Source organism: Flavobacterium polysaccharolyticum (assembly GCF_038739875.1).
In the GTDB taxonomy this organism is placed as follows: domain Bacteria; phylum Bacteroidota; class Bacteroidia; order Flavobacteriales; family Flavobacteriaceae; genus Flavobacterium; species Flavobacterium polysaccharolyticum.
This window is the reverse complement of sequence record NZ_JBCGDP010000002.1, coordinates 50,685-65,920: the sequence shown is the minus strand read 5'-3', so window position 1 is coordinate 65,920 and position 15,236 is coordinate 50,685. Positions and strand designations below refer to the sequence as shown.

The following is a 15,236-nucleotide window of genomic DNA, read 5'->3' as shown; positions in this document are numbered from 1 at the left end:
ATTGGATATTCTTAATCCCAAAGTTACGGTTTTAATGCCAGTGTACAATTGCGAATTGTATATCAAAGAAGCAATAGATAGCATTTTAAATCAAACATTTACTGATTTTGAATTTTTGATTATTGATGACGCTTCAACTGATAAGACAGTTAGTATTGTTAAGGAATACAACGATTGTAGAATTGAATTAATTGAAAAGCCTGTTAACACTGGATATACCAACAGTCTGAATTACGGATTAAAAGTTGCTAAAGGCGAGTATATAGCTCGAATGGATGGAGATGATATTAGTTTGCCTAATAGATTTGAAAAACAAATAGCTTTTTTAGATGCAAATCCTGAAGTTGTTTTGTGTGGTACAGCTGTAAAAGTTATCGACTCAGATAGGGTTATAAGATATCCTGAATTTAATGATTATATAAAATTGGAATTTCTCTCACAGAATTGTATTGTACATCCTTCTGTAATGATTCGAAAATCTATTTTGGATTTTTATTCTATATCTTATGATACAAACAAAGAGCCCGCTGAAGATTATAATTTATGGGTAAAATTATTGAATTATGGTAATTTGTATAATATTCAGGAAGTTTTATTGTATTACAGGGTTCATAGTTCTCAAGTATCTCAAAAACGGTTTAATTTACAAGTTGAAAGTTCAATAGAAACTCAGTTAGAACTTTTAGATTTTATACATAATGGCAAAGATGAATCACTTAGTAGCTTATTAAATAAAATTTTTAGAAACAATAAATATTCCTATAAAGATATAATGTTTTTTAATCAGCTTAAAAAAGACTTATTGCTAGCAAACAAAAGTGAATTTTTTGAACCTAATGGATTTGAGAAATATTTAATTCAAACAGAATATAAAATAATTAATTCATACTTTATTAAAAGAGATAATTTTAATCCGAACATATTTTTTCAGTTTATTGCTTGTAAACATAAGTTAATGAGTAAAATGAGCTTTAGGACTCAGATGAAAATATTTTTAAAATCAATACTTTTTTGGAATGTTAAAAAAACTTAAAATAATAATCTTCTTCATTCCACACCACCATATAGGCGGAGCAGAGCGAGTGCATTTGAATATTATTAAAGCATTGTATTATAAACCCATTGTGTTTTTTGATTCTTCAAATACAAATACTGTAAGTAAGGAATTTAGTGATAATGCCCATTGTTTTTTGATAACTAATTCAAAAATAAGGAAGTATGCGTTTAGATTTTTACAAGTTTTAACTTTTTTGTTTCCAGTTACTCTTTTTGGATGTAATAGTAGTTTGTTCTACAACTTTATTTCAAGATTAAAGAAAAAGACCCAAGCAATTGATTTAACGCATGCTTTTTCATTTCCAGAGCAAGGTATAGAAATATCTTCTTTACCCTATGTGAATTTATTGGATAAAAGAATAGTTATTAATGCTAAAACTTATGAAGATTATGAACAATTGTATTCTGAAAATAATGTAGATCAGCACTTATTAAAAAGATTTACAATTATACCCAATGGAATTGAGATATATGATTTTGATAGTAGTTTGATTGATTCTCGCTGGAGTAATTTTACAGTTGGATTTGTTGGTAGAAACTCGTCTGAAAAGCGTCCTGAATTATTTTTTGAGTTAATAAAAAAAAATAGTATCAAAGCAAAAGTCATTGGAGACAACTTTGAAAAATTTAAAATAGAATTTCCTAATGTGACATACTTTGAAAATTGTAATAATAAAGACGTGGTTAGAGAGCAGTTTTCGGATATTTCTCTTTTAATTGTTTCTTCTAGACGTGAGGGATTTCCTTTAGTAATAATGGAGGCTATGGAGCTTGGGATTCCTGTAATAGCAACTAATGTAGGGAGTATTTCAGAACATGTGATTTCTTATGAAAATAGTTTTTTAGCACCAGTTGAAGAAAAAGTGTTTTTAGAATATACATCTAGTATTATTAACGAACTTAAAAATAATAAAGAGTTGTACTTTGATATTTCTAAAAATGCACGAAGTCACGCCGAAAGGAATTTTTCAATAGAAGTGTTTAATTCCAAATATCAAGAATTATTTTATGAATAATCCCAAAGTATCTATTGTTGTTCCTTGTTATAATCAAGCGGAGTATTTGGCTGAGGCCTTACAATCAGTATTGGACCAAACGTATGAGAACTGGGAATGTATTATTGTAAACGATGGTAGTCCAGATAATACAAAAGAGGTAGCTCAAAAATGGGTAAAAAAAGATTCTAGATTTATTTATTTGTATAAAGAAAATGGAGGATTGAGTAGTGCTAGGAATGCTGGTATTGCTGTTGCAGAAGGGGAATTTATTTTACCTTTAGATGCAGACGATCGAATTGGTATGGAGTATACTTTTTTGGCTATTAAAGCCTTTCAAAAAGAAACAGATTTAGAATTGGTATACTGTAAAGCTGAAAAATTCGGTGAGGAATTGGGGAGTTGGGATTTGCCTGATTTTTCACTTTTTGAATTAGCTAGACAAAATATGATTTTTTGTACTGCATTATATAGAAAACAGGAATGGGAGAGGGTAGGAGGATATGACATAAATATGCAAAAGGGATGGGAAGATTGGGAATTTTGGATTGCTGTTTTAAAAAATGGAGGTAAAGTAAAACGTTTGGATGAAGTTTGTTTTTACTATAGAATCAAAAAAATCTCTATGATAAAAATGATTAAAGAAAGTAATCATCAAGAAATTTTGGAGTATGTAGGCGTTAAACATGCTGATTTTTTTATCCAACAGTTTGGGACATTTTGGAGTTTAGAAAACAAAATATCAGTTATCAAAAAGGAGCATAAAATAAATTTGAAAAGCGAAAAATTTGTGATTGATTTGTTTTGCGAAACTTTTTTTAGGTTCAATGTTTTTGGAAAATTTAAAAGGGAGAATGATAAAAACTAACAACTTTGATTTTTTAAGGTTGCTTTTTGCAATTTTGGTTATAGTTACGCATTCCCACCCATTATCTGGTGATAAAGGTTGGGATTTGTTGGGCGAAATTTCCAATGGTAATCTTCAATTTTCTTATATTGCTGTCAAAGGTTTTTTCATCATCAGTGGATACCTGATTTTTCAAAGTCTTTTAAGAAGTAAAAATTGGATTGATTATTTTTGGAAACGTGTATTGCGGTTGTTTCCGGGATTGTTTGTCGTATTGTGTTTAACCATTCTATTAGCGCCATTCGTGTATGAAAGTCCTATATTTTATTTAGAGAATAGAAAAGTATATACCTATTTAATTAGGAATATCACTCTTTTCAAATTACAGTATAGCATTCCAGGTGTTTTTGATAGTAATGTATATGGTTCGGCTATAAATGGGTCTTTGTGGACAATCTGTTATGAGTTTTCAATGTATGTTTTACTTTCTTTTTTGATATTTTTTAGGGCCAAAAGGATGTTTTTAGGATTACTTTTATTATTTGTTTACGGCTTGTTTTTTATATTTTACTTTTTCCTGTCAACTGATTTTTATTTTCATATTTATGATTTAAATAGCACTTATTTGACTGAGTTGGGATTGTTCTTTTTTGGAGGATCACTATTGGGTTTTTTCAATTACCATTCGTTCAGGTTTATAAATAGGATAGTTTTTTTTTCGGGAATTTTAATCTTCGTTTCAGAATTATTTTTTCAAAATTTGGTGGTTTCCAGAGTACTAATTTGGCCTTTTTTTATCATTGGGATTGGGGAAAAAGCGACTCCTTTAATTAGTCAAGTTGGCACTAGATTCGGAGATTTGTCATATGGTATTTATATCTACGGTTTTCCTATCCAGCAGACGTTAATGTACTTTTTTGACTTTAATGTCATAGAATTGATGGTGTTGTCGGTTCCGATTTCTATGTTTTTAGGGTATTTGTCTTGGCATATTGTTGAAAAAAAAGTATTGCGTTATAAGAAAGCGGATCCGTTATGTTTAATAAAGTTGTTTGTAGATAAGAGTTTAAAGTATAAAAGAAATGTAATATAAATGCTAGCGATAATAATTCCTTATTATAAACGCACCTTCTTTGAGGCTACCTTGCAGTCCTTGGCGGCGCAAACCTGTAAAGATTTTAAAGTCTATATTGGTAATGATGCTAGTACAGAAGACCCTGCTGATTTGTTGCAACATTTTCAAGGGCAATTTGATTTTGTGTATCGTTGCTTTGAAACCAACTTGGGAGGTGTATCTTTGACCCAACAATGGGAGCGTTGCATTGCATTATCCGCGAATGAACCTTGGCTTATGATTTTGGGGGATGATGATCTGTTGGGGGAGAAAGTGGTTGAAGCTTTTTATAAAAATTTGGAGGAGATTGAACAAATTGGGTGCAATGTGGTGCGCTTTGCCACCCAAATCATAGATGGAGAGGGTAGATCAATTTCGGAAGTTTATGAACATTCTAAACTAGAAAAAGCTACGGATGCTTTTTGGAGAAAATTTAAAGGGGAAACTAGGAGTTCTTTGAGTGAGTATGTTTTTTCAAGAGTAGCTTATTCAAAATATGGGTTCAAAGACTATCCTTTGGCTTGGTATAGTGATGATATGGCTTGGTTGGAGTTTGCAGATAAAAATCCAATTTTCTCAATAAATAGTGTGCTGTTTTATATTCGTATGAGCAGTGCAAGTATCTCAGGAAAAATTGATAATCTCGAAAACAAAAGGCTAGCCTCAAATGTTTTTTATGAAGATATTTCAAATGATTTTTTGTCCTTTTTTGATAAAAAGCAATGCTTAAAATTAATAGCTAAACTGGAGCAACAATTTTTTAAACGAAAGCAAAGAAGCTTGTTCTTCAAAATTATGAAATACCATCTTAAATATACAGATTTGACTAATTTAGTTAAATTTTTTAGAAGAATATATTATAATTAAACAAATGCAGTCACTGGTCTCAATAATCGTACCTTGTTTTAAACAGGCCCAATACTTAGATGAAGCATTGAAATCTGTTTTGTATCAGTCATATACTAATTGGGAATGTATTATTGTGAATGATGGTAGCCCTGATGATACAGAGAAGGTAGCCAAGAAATGGTTGGATAAAGACAAACGATTTAAATATTGCTATCAGGAAAATCTTGGGGTTAGTGCAGCAAGAAATCTTGGAGTTACTTTTGCAAATGGGGAATTTATATTGCCCTTAGATGCAGATGATAAATTAGGAGATAGTTATATTACTCTAGCAGTAGAGGCTTTTCAAAAGGAGAACAATTTAAAAGTGGTTTATTGTAAGGCAGAAAAATTTGGAGATGAAAAAGGAGAATGGATTTTAAAGCCTTTTTCTTTGTATAATTTAAGCCTGAAGAATATGATTTTTTGTTCTGCTTTGTATAAAAAAAGCGAATGGGAAAGAATAGGAGGATACGATTCAAACATGCGTGAAGGTCTTGAAGATTGGGAATTTTGGATTGCTATGTTAAAAGATGGCGGAGAGGTAAAATGCTTGGATTGTAAAGGTTTTTATTATAGGACAAAAGTAACTTCTAGAAATGTTAATTTTGATTTTGAAACCAGAAAAGAATTACTTGAATATTTAACTTTAAAACATACCGCTTTTTTTGTCAAACAGTTGGGGTCTATTAATTATTTAGTATTGTTGAATGAGAATACTAAAGCACAATATGAAGCTAAATTGAAAAGTGAAAAATTTATCATCAATTTGTTCTTTAAAACTTTCTTTAAGTTTAAGATTTTTAAAAATGTAGAATGAAAGTATATGTTATTATAGTTACTTACAATGGTATTAAGTGGATTGAAAAATGCTTAAATAGTGTTTTTAATAGTACTTTGTCAATTAATGTAATTGTTGTTGATAATAATAGTTCTGATGAAACAGTTAACCTCATAAAGACGAAGTTTCAACAAGTGGAACTGTTAGAACAGAAAGAAAATTTGGGATTTGGAGGAGCTAATAACTTAGGAATTAAAACTGCATATGCATCAGGAGCAGACTATTTTTTTTTATTAAATCAAGATGCATGGATAGAGCCAGATACAGTTGAAAAATTGATAGAAGCACATCTAAAAGAATCTGAATTTGGAATAGTGAGTCCAATCCATTTAAATGGAGCTGGTGATGCTTTAGATTACAAGTTCTCTAAATTCATAGAACCTTCAAGATGTAAGCAATTGTTCTCTGATATCTATGTAAACAAAATTAGAAATAATATCTATGAGGCTAATTTTGTTAATGCAGCAGCTTGGTTGCTATCTAGACAATGTATAAAAAAGGTTGGGGGCTTTAATCCTTCTTTTTTTCATTATGGTGAAGATGTTAACTATGTTCAAAGAATAAAATATCATAATTTAAAAATTGGGGTTTATGCTCATTGTGTTGTTTTTCACGATCGAGAATACCGTTCGGAGAATCATTATTTTGAAAATCATAAAGAAGTTTACAAAAGAGAATTGTTGTTAAAGATTTCAAATCCTAACGAGAATTTTTCTCTTAGTAAAGAATATTTAAAACTTTATAAGTTGTTTTTAAAATCAATACTTTTTTTTAGATGGGAACAGATTAAAATTGTTACGTCAAAATATAAAATTTTGAATGATACAAATAAGAAAGCAATTTTTAAAAACGTATCCGAAAGCAAAAAAGAACAACCCTCATTTTTATAATTTATGTCTAATCCATTAGTTTCTATTATTATTCCTACTTTCAATCGTGCACACTTGATAGATGAGACACTCGATAGTGTATTAGCTCAAACGTATACAAATTGGGAATGTATTATTGTGGATGATGGTTCTACAGACAATACTGAGGAGGTAATTACTATCTATATAAAAAGAGATGCTCGTTTTCAATACCATCATAGACCAAAAGATAGACTAAAGGGGGGGAATGCTGCAAGAAATTATGGTTTTGAAGTATGTAATGGAGACTATGTTAATTGGTTTGACAGTGATGATGTGATGTCTCCTAATAAAATTCAATATAAAATGAATTTAATTTTGAATGCGGATTATGACTTTGTAGTTTGCAAAGGGGCAATTTATGAAAGTTTGCCAGTAATAGAGCCTATTCCTTGGCCATTGCATTTGGATGGAAATGTATTGCTAAATCATATTCGAGGGAGAATTTCTTTTGTAACGAATGGACCTCTTTTCAAAAAAGAATTTCTGAATAGCAATAAACCTCTTTTTAACGAGAAATTGACCGTTAGACAAGAATGGGAGTTTTTTAATAGACTGTTGATGAAATGTCCTAAAATTGCAGTATACGACAGTCCTCTTTATTATTATCGCAGCTTGAATTCAGGTATAAGAGGTCAAATTAGTTTTGATAAATATAAGAGCCGATTAGTAGCAGAAAGACTAACTCTTTTAAATGTTAATAAGTATCGTACTTTTAATAAAGAGGAAGATTATATTTTTAGGAAAATGGTATTTAGAAGAGGATTGGATTTTTTTAAAAGTTTTCCATTAAAAACTAAAATTAGGTTACTCCCTTATATTTTGAATACATTTGTGATTAATCTTAATTTAAACTTTTTAAAAGTTTATTTTCTAAATAGAAGTAGATAATCAATTTTATGTTTTGTAATTGATTCAATATAGTTTTTAAATGAAAAATTTCTTTTTAGTCATTCCTACTCGGGACCGTATTGGCTTTCTTTCTAATCTGTTGTTGGATTTGAATGCTTTTGCTCCTTACATATCTCAGGTAGTTATAGTGGATCAAAGTGTTGAAGATTACACCACTAATCTTGAAAAGCTGGAATTGAACTATCCATATACTTTAGTTAAAAATGATCGAAGTCATTCAGTGAATCATTCTCGAAATCAAGCTTTAGCTTTTTACAAAGAGGAAGAGTGGTTATTCTTTTTGGACGATGATTTGCGCATACCTAGCCAAGCTTTTGAAAAAATTGTAGCTACCTTGCAGCCAAATGTAATTGATGTGCTGATTCCTGGGATTCAATTTGAAGGGATGGAAGAAAAGGAATTTCAATTTCATACAGTTTTAGATACTATTGCCAAACCTCATAATTTTTCCAAAGGGCGGTTTCGCTTGCAAGTGTGTTCTGGTATGAATATTGTCAAAAAATCAGTTTTTAAGGAAACGGGATTTTATTTTGATGAACATTTTACCATTTGGGGTGATGATTGGGACTATGGGATGAGGTTGTTGCAAGCAGGTGCTAATATTTATTATCAGCCAGAAATATTAGTAGAACATTTACATGCTCCATCTGGCGGTCAGAGGGATAAAGGGAAATCAATGAATGTAGCTTTAGAAAAACAAAAGTTGTATTTTTATTTCTACAGGAAGCATTTTTCCAAAATAGTATTAAAACAACAATTGTATTTAGGGATTATTGAAGGAATTAAAAAAATATTCCTCAAGGGAAATCCAGTTCATTTATTTAATATTATAAAAGGGTATAGATTGTCAAATTTTAAGGCTAATTGATGTTAGTTGTAAACAAATAAAGTTTTATGTTAAATAGAATTAAAGAGTTTTTTAGAAGAAAAATTTACAAACGTTATAATATAAGTTTCTCAAAATCTGGAGAAGATATGCAGTTAAAGCAGCTTTTAAACACAAGAAAAAAAGGAGTATATGTAGATGTTGGTTGTTGGGATCCAGTCAAAGCATCAAATACTTATTATTTTCATTTAAGGGGATGGAAAGGTATTTGCATAGATCCAAATCCAAGAATGAAAGAGTTGTTTGCAAAAAAAAGAAAATCCGATATTTTTGTGAATTATGCGGTTGGCTTGGGTAATGAAAAATTAACTTATTATATGTTAGAAGATGAATTTTCTTCTATGAATACTTTAGATTTTAGTTTTATTAAAAATAACAACTTAGAGGACAAAGTGGTGGCTAAAAAAGAAATCATAACAATAAATCTAAAGAGTTTATTAGATAAGTTTATTGATGATAATCAAAAGATTGATTTTCTAGACATTGATGTAGAGGGTTATGATTTAGAAGTTCTTAAGTCAAATGATTGGAGTAAGTATAGACCTAAAGTTATTTTAATCGAATCAGACAGAGAATTAAAGGATAGTTTTAGTTGTGAAGTCACTCAATATCTGATAAGTAAAAACTATTCATTAGTCGGGAAGTCACTTATTAATTATAATTTGGGAAATTTATTTTTTACTGATAATCAACAGTAAGGTAATGCGAGTAGGCTTCAATCCCCATAAAGACAAAATTCAACAAGCATCTGAGTATGTACATCAGGTAATTATTCCTGTTTATATTCCTAATCAGGAAGGCTATTTTAAAGATAGTTTTGCGATTTTAAAATTGTGTTTGGAGTCTTTATGTGCCACTGTACATGAGAAAACGTTTATCACGATAGTTAATAATGGGAGTGAAAAGATTGTTGCGGATTACCTTGATTTACTTTTAAAAGAAAATAAAATACAAGAACTCATTCATACCGAAAATATTGGGAAGCTTAATGCTATTTTAAAAGGCTTGGTTGGAAATGCTATTGAGTTGGTTACTATCTCTGATTCGGATGTATTATTTTTGCCAAATTGGCAAAAAGAAACCCTAAAAGTATTTAAGGAGGTTTCCAAAGCTGGAGTGGTTGGTATTGTTCCTCAATTTAAGACGTATGAGAGTAATTGTGGGAATGTGTTATTTGATTCTCTATTTAATTCGAAGCTTCAATTTGTACCAGTAAAAAACAAAGAAGCCTTAATTCGTTTTTATGATAGTTTGGGTTGGGACAGGAATTATAACCAAGATTACTTAGCCTATACTTTAGCTTTAGAAGTCAATCCTGAGTTAAGTGTTTTGATAGGTTCGGGACATTTTGTAGCCACTTATAAAAAAGATATTTTCGAATCTGTTGTTACTTATATTGGATACAAAATGGGAGGAAAAAGTGAAGGTTATTTGGATACTTTGCCTTTGGAAAAAGATTATTGGAGGTTAACCACAGTGGATAATTATGCCTATCATATGGGTAATACAATCGAGAATTGGATGGTGGTTGATACTCCAAATGAAAGTAAAGAAAATGTTATTGTTGAATACAGTTTTCTGAAAAGAAAAAAAATAAACAGCATTTTATATTTTATAAAAAACCGACTTTTTGTAAAGTTTATTTCGGTAAAAATTTTAGTAAAACTTTTTTTGAAGTGGAAAAGATTACCTAAAAAAATGATTCATAACTATTAAAATGCAAAACAGCGCAAAATTTTCCATCTTAATCACTACCAAAAATCGTTTGCCTGATTTGGTGTACACATTACAACGCATTCAGCATTTGATTGAAAGAGAAGACGTAGTTTTTGTGATTTGTGATGATGGTTCTCAAGACGGTACTTCGGATTATATACGGCAGCATTATCCAAACATTATTTTGCATACTAATGTACAATCTAGAGGCTATTTGTTTTGCAGGAACAAAATGTTGAATGAAACTCAAGCAGATTATGCCATTTCACTGGATGATGATGCGCATTTCAATACAGTGGAACCGCTAGAAAGCATTGCCAACTATTTTGAAGAAAACCCTAAGGTAGGTTTGCTAGGACTTAGAGTCTTTTGGTCTAAAGAACAACCATCAGAAACTACGTCAACCGAACATTCTATTCGAATGAAAAGTTTTGTGGGTTGTGGGCATGTTTGGCGAATGACAGCTTGGAGCGCTATTCCGAATTACCCTGAATGGTTTGTTTTTTATGGAGAAGAAGATTTTGCTTCGTATCAATTATTCAAAAAGAATTGGGAAATTCATTATTTGCCTAAAGTTTTAGTCCACCACAGAGTGGATATCAAAGCAAGAAAAACTCAAGGGGATTATAGTCTTCGTTTAAGGCGTTCATTACGTTCTGGGTGGTATTTGTATTTCTTGTTTTATCCTATAAAAAGGATACCAAGAAAAATGGGATACTCTCTTTGGATGCAATTCAAATTGAAAGTATTTAAAGGAGATTGGAGAGCTTTACAAGCAATCGTTTCGGCATTGTTTGATTTACTAAAAGCTACTCCTAAAATTATAAAAAACAGCAATCGATTGACTTCAGAGGAATATAGAGCTTATCAAAAATTAGAAAATGCTAGAATTTATTGGTTGCCTAAAAATGAATAATTTTTTAAAATCTCACAAAATAATAATTTTTTTTCTCAGTTCGAACGATTATTAGTTTGCAACGTGACATATTTGAAGGGTAACTTTGAATAAATTTTGAAGGTTAGCAAAGTTTACTTTTGTTATATTTGAACGTGAAAACACCGCATTTGAAAACCATTGCCATTATATCTGCTTGAGGCGGATCGAAGAGTCTTTCAAATAAGAGTAAATTACTACTTAGAGATTTGTTTTTTGATGATTAATAACAATAAATATATGTATGGTTTCTGATAATTTTTGCGATTCATTATATTATAGGAAAGGGTGTTTTATTCAAATTTTATAAAGACGTAAAAAATAATAGGTTAAATAAAAAAATGAAACACATGAAAGAAGGGAAAACCTATATTATTGCAGAGATAGGTCAAGCCCATGAGGGTAGTATTGGGATATTGCATTCTTATATTGACGCTTTAGTTGAAACAGGAGTAAATGCTGTAAAATTTCAAATGCACATTGCGGAAGCAGAAAGCAGTTCAGAAGAACCTTTTAGAGTTCAATTTTCATTAGAGGATAAGACACGATTTGATTATTGGAAACGAATGGGTTTTACTCTCGAACAATGGAAAGGGATTAAAAAACATTGTGATGCTGTTGGCTTAGATTTTATATGTTCTCCATTTAGTAATTTGGCTGTAGATTGGTTGGAAGAAATTGGAATAGAAAAATATAAGATTGGTTCTGGTGAAGTAAATAATTTTTTGATTTTAGAAAAAATAGCTCAAACGGGGAAACCTGTAATAATATCTTCAGGTATGAGTTCTTTTGAAGAATTAGATCAAACGGTGACTTTTTTGAGGGAAAGAAATGTGGTCTTCTCCATTTTGCAATGCACCACAGCTTATCCTACGCATCCAGAGCAATACGGATTGAATGTAATTCAGGAATTAAAAAACCGTTATAAAGCACCTATTGGTTTTTCAGACCATTCGGCAAGACCTGAAACCTGTATTGCAGCAACGGCTCTTGGGGCAGAAATTTTGGAGTTCCATGTAGTTTTTGACCGGCAAATGTTTGGACCAGATTCCAAATCATCCTTAACGATATCAGAAACCAAAGAGTTGGTATTAGCTGTTCGGAACATTAAACGAGCGCTAGATTGTCCTGTAGATAAAAATTCTAATGAAAATTTTACAGACTTAAAACAAATTTTTGAAAAATCATTGGCTTTAAATAAAAAATTGCCCAAAGGTCATAAAATAACGATTGAAGATTTAGAGGCAAAAAAACCAAAAGGATATGGTATTAACGCAGCAAAATTTAAGGATGTTGTTGGTAAAACTCTTATTTTTGATAAAAACAAATGGGATTTTTTAAATGAAGATGATATACAATGAGTAGAAGAAAAATTGCTGTAGTTATTACAGCTAGGCCGTCCTACAGCCGTGTAAAAACGGTTTTGTCTGCCATTCAAAAGCATGCAGATTTAGAATTGCAGTTGGTTGTCGCTGCTTCGGCTTTGTTGGACCGCTATGGTTCAGCAGTAAATTATATTGAGAAAGATGGTTTTGCTATTGCAGCCAAGGTGTTTAATGTTTTGGAAGGAGAGAATTTAACAGCTGCAGCTAAGACTACAGGAATTGGGATATTAGAATTATCAACGGTTTTTGATAATTTAAAACCGGATATTGTCGTAACAGTGGCCGATCGTTTTGAAACCATGGCCACGGCTATAGCGGCTTCATATATGAACATTCCACTAGCCCACATTCAGGGTGGCGAGGTTACAGGAAATATAGACGAAAAAGTACGCCATGCTATTACCAAATTGGCGGACTACCATTTTGTAGCTTCAGAAGGAGCCAAAGAACGAGTGGTGAAATTGGGTGAAAATCCAAATTTCGTTTTCAATACAGGTTGTCCTTCTATTGATTTGGCCAAAGAGGTGAAGGAAAATAGTGCTACTTTACCCTTTAATCCTTATGAAAAATATGGTGGAGTAGGTGCCAAACCCGATTTGTCGAAGGGTTATTTGGTGGTCATGCAACATCCCGTAACCAATGAATACCAAAATTCGCGTAAACATATAGAAGTAACCTTGGAAGCCATTTGCAAAGTAAATCTACCCACTTTATGGTTTTGGCCCAATGTAGATGCGGGTGCCGATGGGACTTCAACGGGTATTCGAGCCTTTCGAGAGCAACACGACTTGTCTAATGTCCATTTTTTCAAAAATATGGAAGGCAAAGATTTTTTGCAATTGTTACAGCATAGCGATTGTTTGATAGGGAACTCGAGTGTTGGTATCAGAGAATGTGCCTATTTGGGAGTACCGGTAATTAATATTGGTTCCCGTCAAAATAGAAGAGATAGGGGCGCGAATGTGATGGATGTGGATTATGCACAAGCCCCAATTGAAATAGCAATTGCAACCGCAATCCAAAAAGGCAAAGTCAAATCTTCTTCCATTTATGGTAATGGAAAAGCAGGAGTTCAAATAGCCCAATTATTGGCTGAATTGCCGTTGCAGTTTCATAAAACGATAATGTATTAAGATGCGAATTTTAGCCATCATCCCCGCTCGAGGAGGATCCAAAGGTGTCCCTGGGAAAAACACTAAATTGTTAGGAGGGAAACCACTTATAGTTCATGCGAGCGATTGTGCAAAACAATCAAAATATGAAATGGATATCGTAGTTTCTACAGATAGTGAGGAAATTAAAAAATGTTGTATTGATAACAATATAAAATATGTGGATAGACCTTCCGAATTTGCTAAAGATGATAGCTCTGTGATTCCTGTTATTCATCATGTTTTAGAAAAAATGAATAGTAATTATGATTTAATTGTTTTATTACAGCCTACTTCTCCTTTTAGAAAGAGTGAGCAATTAGATCAAATCATTACTTTTTTTAAAAAGGATATCAATTTAGAAGGTGTTATAAGTGTGGTTCCAGTTGAAGATAATCATCCTGCTAGAATGTATAGTTTGAATTCTGATTTTGGAATGAAGCCTTTCTTGTCTTCAAAAGATGAGACGGTTAGAAGGCAAGATTTGAATCCTGTTTATTTAAGAAATGGTTGTTTCTATGTAGTAAAAACTGAGTCATTTTTAGCTCAAAATACAGTGATGCCTTCTCAAAAAAAAGGGTATATCATGGATTCTAAATATCATGTGAATATTGATAATCCAAGAGATTTTATGCTTGCCAGTTTAATATATGAAGAATGGGAAAATGAAAATAGCCATAATTGAATCACAAAATTTCAGTAAAACAGGTCTTGAAAAACTGAAGACTATAGCTGATGTTCAACAATATGATTTTAAAACAATTAAAGAGTTAATTCAACGGTGTAAAAATGTTGACGTGCTTTTTGTACGTTTGCGCTTTAAATTCACCAAAGAGGTCTTGATACAATTGCCTAATGTGAAGTTTATTCTTTCCGCAACTACAGGAACTGATCATATAGATGAAGACTTTTTTTTGAAACGAGGAGGTAAAGTAATTTGCCTAAAAGGGGAGACTGAATTTTTAGAGCAAATACCATCGACAGCAGAACATACTTGGGGCTTGCTTTTATCATTAGTAAAAAAAATCCCATTTTCATTTGATGATGTAAAGAAAGGTAATTGGAACAGGGATTTTTTTAAAGGAAATAATCTTAAAAATAAAAAAATTGCCATTCTTGGAATGGGAAGAGTTGGTAAACAAGTAGCTAAAATTGCCAATTGTTTTGATATGGAAGTTGGATTTTATGATATTAAAGAAGTTGATGTGCCTTATCTTAAATTTGATTCTCCAATGACTTTGATTGAATGGGCTGATATTATTAGTATTCATATTCCGCAGAATAAATCTAATGAAAATTACATAGACAAAAACTTATTGTCACATGTTAAAAAATCCGCAGTATTGATTAATACATCAAGAGGAGGAATTTGGGATGAGGTAACACTCTGTGAAATGATATGGAATAAAGAAATAAAAGGTGTTGCTACAGATGTTTTAAGAAATGAATTGGATAATAAGATTGATAAAAATGGATTAGTTTCTTTATCTCAAAAAGGATTTCCAGTAATTATTACGCCTCATATTGCTGGTGCTACTATTGAATCTATGGAAATGACGGAAGAATTTATTGTGAATAAGTTTATTAATTGCAAAATAAAATAGTT

General features: G+C 31.3%; 16 protein-coding genes. All 16 read left to right on the top strand.

Annotation, left to right across the window (positions count from 1 at the left end):
* Position 1: 1 nt before the first annotated feature.
* Positions 2–1,033 (top strand): glycosyltransferase family 2 protein, encoded by a 1,032-nt coding sequence (locus WFZ86_RS02070; RefSeq protein WP_342690397.1) that lies wholly within the window; start codon positions 2–4, stop codon positions 1,031–1,033.
* Entirely contained in the window at positions 1,017–2,072 is a 1,056-nt protein-coding gene (locus WFZ86_RS02065; RefSeq protein ID WP_342690396.1) for a glycosyltransferase family 4 protein, read from the top strand. Before WFZ86_RS02070 ends, WFZ86_RS02065 begins: the two co-directional genes overlap by 17 nt.
* Complete coding sequence (locus tag WFZ86_RS02060; protein WP_342690395.1) at positions 2,065–2,919, top strand: glycosyltransferase family 2 protein; 855 nt, start codon at positions 2,065–2,067, stop codon at positions 2,917–2,919. The genes WFZ86_RS02065 and WFZ86_RS02060 overlap by 8 nt, the downstream gene beginning before the upstream one ends.
* Entirely contained in the window at positions 2,906–3,991 is a 1,086-nt protein-coding gene (locus WFZ86_RS02055) for an acyltransferase family protein (RefSeq protein ID WP_342690394.1), read from the top strand. Before WFZ86_RS02060 ends, WFZ86_RS02055 begins: the two co-directional genes overlap by 14 nt.
* Positions 3,992–4,879: a glycosyltransferase family 2 protein gene (locus WFZ86_RS02050; protein ID WP_342690393.1), complete on the top strand. Its 888-nt coding sequence runs from the start codon at positions 3,992–3,994 to the stop codon at positions 4,877–4,879. It begins immediately after the preceding gene.
* Between the two features lie 4 nt (positions 4,880–4,883).
* Positions 4,884–5,717, top strand: coding sequence for a glycosyltransferase family 2 protein (locus WFZ86_RS02045; RefSeq protein WP_342690392.1), 834 nt, complete (start codon positions 4,884–4,886; stop codon positions 5,715–5,717).
* Positions 5,714–6,628 carry a glycosyltransferase family 2 protein gene (locus WFZ86_RS02040; RefSeq protein ID WP_342690391.1) on the top strand — a complete coding sequence of 305 codons (915 nt, stop codon included), beginning with the start codon at positions 5,714–5,716 and terminating at the stop codon, positions 6,626–6,628. Before WFZ86_RS02045 ends, WFZ86_RS02040 begins: the two co-directional genes overlap by 4 nt.
* Positions 6,629–6,631: 3 nt before the next feature.
* Positions 6,632–7,537, top strand: coding sequence for a glycosyltransferase family 2 protein (locus tag WFZ86_RS02035; protein WP_342690390.1), 906 nt, complete (start codon positions 6,632–6,634; stop codon positions 7,535–7,537).
* Positions 7,538–7,577: 40 nt separating this feature from the next.
* Positions 7,578–8,426, top strand: coding sequence for a glycosyltransferase family 2 protein (locus tag WFZ86_RS02030; RefSeq protein WP_342690389.1), 849 nt, complete (start codon positions 7,578–7,580; stop codon positions 8,424–8,426).
* Between the two features lie 26 nt (positions 8,427–8,452).
* The gene (locus WFZ86_RS02025) at positions 8,453–9,142 is read left to right on the top strand and encodes an FkbM family methyltransferase (RefSeq protein ID WP_342690388.1); all 690 of its coding nucleotides are present in this window, start codon (positions 8,453–8,455) and stop codon (positions 9,140–9,142) included.
* A 4-nt stretch (positions 9,143–9,146) separates the two neighbouring features.
* On the top strand, positions 9,147–10,160 hold the full coding sequence (locus WFZ86_RS02020; protein WP_342690387.1) for a glycosyltransferase family A protein: 1,014 nt from the start codon (positions 9,147–9,149) through the stop codon (positions 10,158–10,160).
* 1 nt (position 10,161) lies between these two features.
* A complete protein-coding gene (locus tag WFZ86_RS02015; RefSeq protein ID WP_342690386.1) occupies positions 10,162–11,076 on the top strand; it encodes a glycosyltransferase family 2 protein in 915 nt (304 codons plus the stop codon).
* 368 nt (positions 11,077–11,444) lie between these two features.
* Positions 11,445–12,455 carry an N-acetylneuraminate synthase family protein gene (locus WFZ86_RS02010; RefSeq protein WP_342690385.1) on the top strand — a complete coding sequence of 337 codons (1,011 nt, stop codon included), beginning with the start codon at positions 11,445–11,447 and terminating at the stop codon, positions 12,453–12,455.
* Positions 12,452–13,612 carry a UDP-N-acetylglucosamine 2-epimerase gene (gene neuC / locus WFZ86_RS02005; RefSeq protein WP_342690384.1) on the top strand — a complete coding sequence of 387 codons (1,161 nt, stop codon included), beginning with the start codon at positions 12,452–12,454 and terminating at the stop codon, positions 13,610–13,612. Before WFZ86_RS02010 ends, neuC begins: the two co-directional genes overlap by 4 nt.
* 1 nt (position 13,613) lies before the next feature.
* Positions 13,614–14,315, top strand: a complete 702-nt coding sequence (locus WFZ86_RS02000; RefSeq protein WP_342690383.1) for an acylneuraminate cytidylyltransferase family protein — start codon at positions 13,614–13,616, stop codon at positions 14,313–14,315.
* Positions 14,296–15,234 carry a 2-hydroxyacid dehydrogenase gene (locus WFZ86_RS01995; protein WP_342690382.1) on the top strand — a complete coding sequence of 313 codons (939 nt, stop codon included), beginning with the start codon at positions 14,296–14,298 and terminating at the stop codon, positions 15,232–15,234. Before WFZ86_RS02000 ends, WFZ86_RS01995 begins: the two co-directional genes overlap by 20 nt.
* The last annotated feature ends 2 nt before the right edge of the window (positions 15,235–15,236 follow it).

What these genes read in the sequence shown, in the direction of transcription:
- neuC (WP_342690384.1), top strand. Translation starts at nt 12,452, where the DNA reads ATGAGTAGAAGAAAAATTGCTGTAGTTATTACAGCTAGGCCGTCCTAC.
- WFZ86_RS01995 (WP_342690382.1), top strand. Translation starts at nt 14,296, where the DNA reads ATGAAAATAGCCATAATTGAATCACAAAATTTCAGTAAAACAGGTCTT.
- WFZ86_RS02050 (WP_342690393.1), top strand. Translation starts at nt 3,992, where the DNA reads ATGCTAGCGATAATAATTCCTTATTATAAACGCACCTTCTTTGAGGCT.
- WFZ86_RS02025 (WP_342690388.1), top strand. Translation starts at nt 8,453, where the DNA reads ATGTTAAATAGAATTAAAGAGTTTTTTAGAAGAAAAATTTACAAACGT.
- WFZ86_RS02020 (WP_342690387.1), top strand. Translation starts at nt 9,147, where the DNA reads ATGCGAGTAGGCTTCAATCCCCATAAAGACAAAATTCAACAAGCATCT.
- WFZ86_RS02060 (WP_342690395.1), top strand. Translation starts at nt 2,065, where the DNA reads ATGAATAATCCCAAAGTATCTATTGTTGTTCCTTGTTATAATCAAGCG.
- WFZ86_RS02030 (WP_342690389.1), top strand. Translation starts at nt 7,578, where the DNA reads ATGAAAAATTTCTTTTTAGTCATTCCTACTCGGGACCGTATTGGCTTT.
- WFZ86_RS02065 (WP_342690396.1), top strand. Translation starts at nt 1,017, where the DNA reads ATGTTAAAAAAACTTAAAATAATAATCTTCTTCATTCCACACCACCAT.
- WFZ86_RS02000 (WP_342690383.1), top strand. Translation starts at nt 13,614, where the DNA reads ATGCGAATTTTAGCCATCATCCCCGCTCGAGGAGGATCCAAAGGTGTC.
- WFZ86_RS02040 (WP_342690391.1), top strand. Translation starts at nt 5,714, where the DNA reads ATGAAAGTATATGTTATTATAGTTACTTACAATGGTATTAAGTGGATT.
- WFZ86_RS02055 (WP_342690394.1), top strand. Translation starts at nt 2,906, where the DNA reads ATGATAAAAACTAACAACTTTGATTTTTTAAGGTTGCTTTTTGCAATT.
- WFZ86_RS02015 (WP_342690386.1), top strand. Translation starts at nt 10,162, where the DNA reads ATGCAAAACAGCGCAAAATTTTCCATCTTAATCACTACCAAAAATCGT.
- WFZ86_RS02035 (WP_342690390.1), top strand. Translation starts at nt 6,632, where the DNA reads ATGTCTAATCCATTAGTTTCTATTATTATTCCTACTTTCAATCGTGCA.
- WFZ86_RS02010 (WP_342690385.1), top strand. Translation starts at nt 11,445, where the DNA reads ATGAAAGAAGGGAAAACCTATATTATTGCAGAGATAGGTCAAGCCCAT.
- WFZ86_RS02045 (WP_342690392.1), top strand. Translation starts at nt 4,884, where the DNA reads ATGCAGTCACTGGTCTCAATAATCGTACCTTGTTTTAAACAGGCCCAA.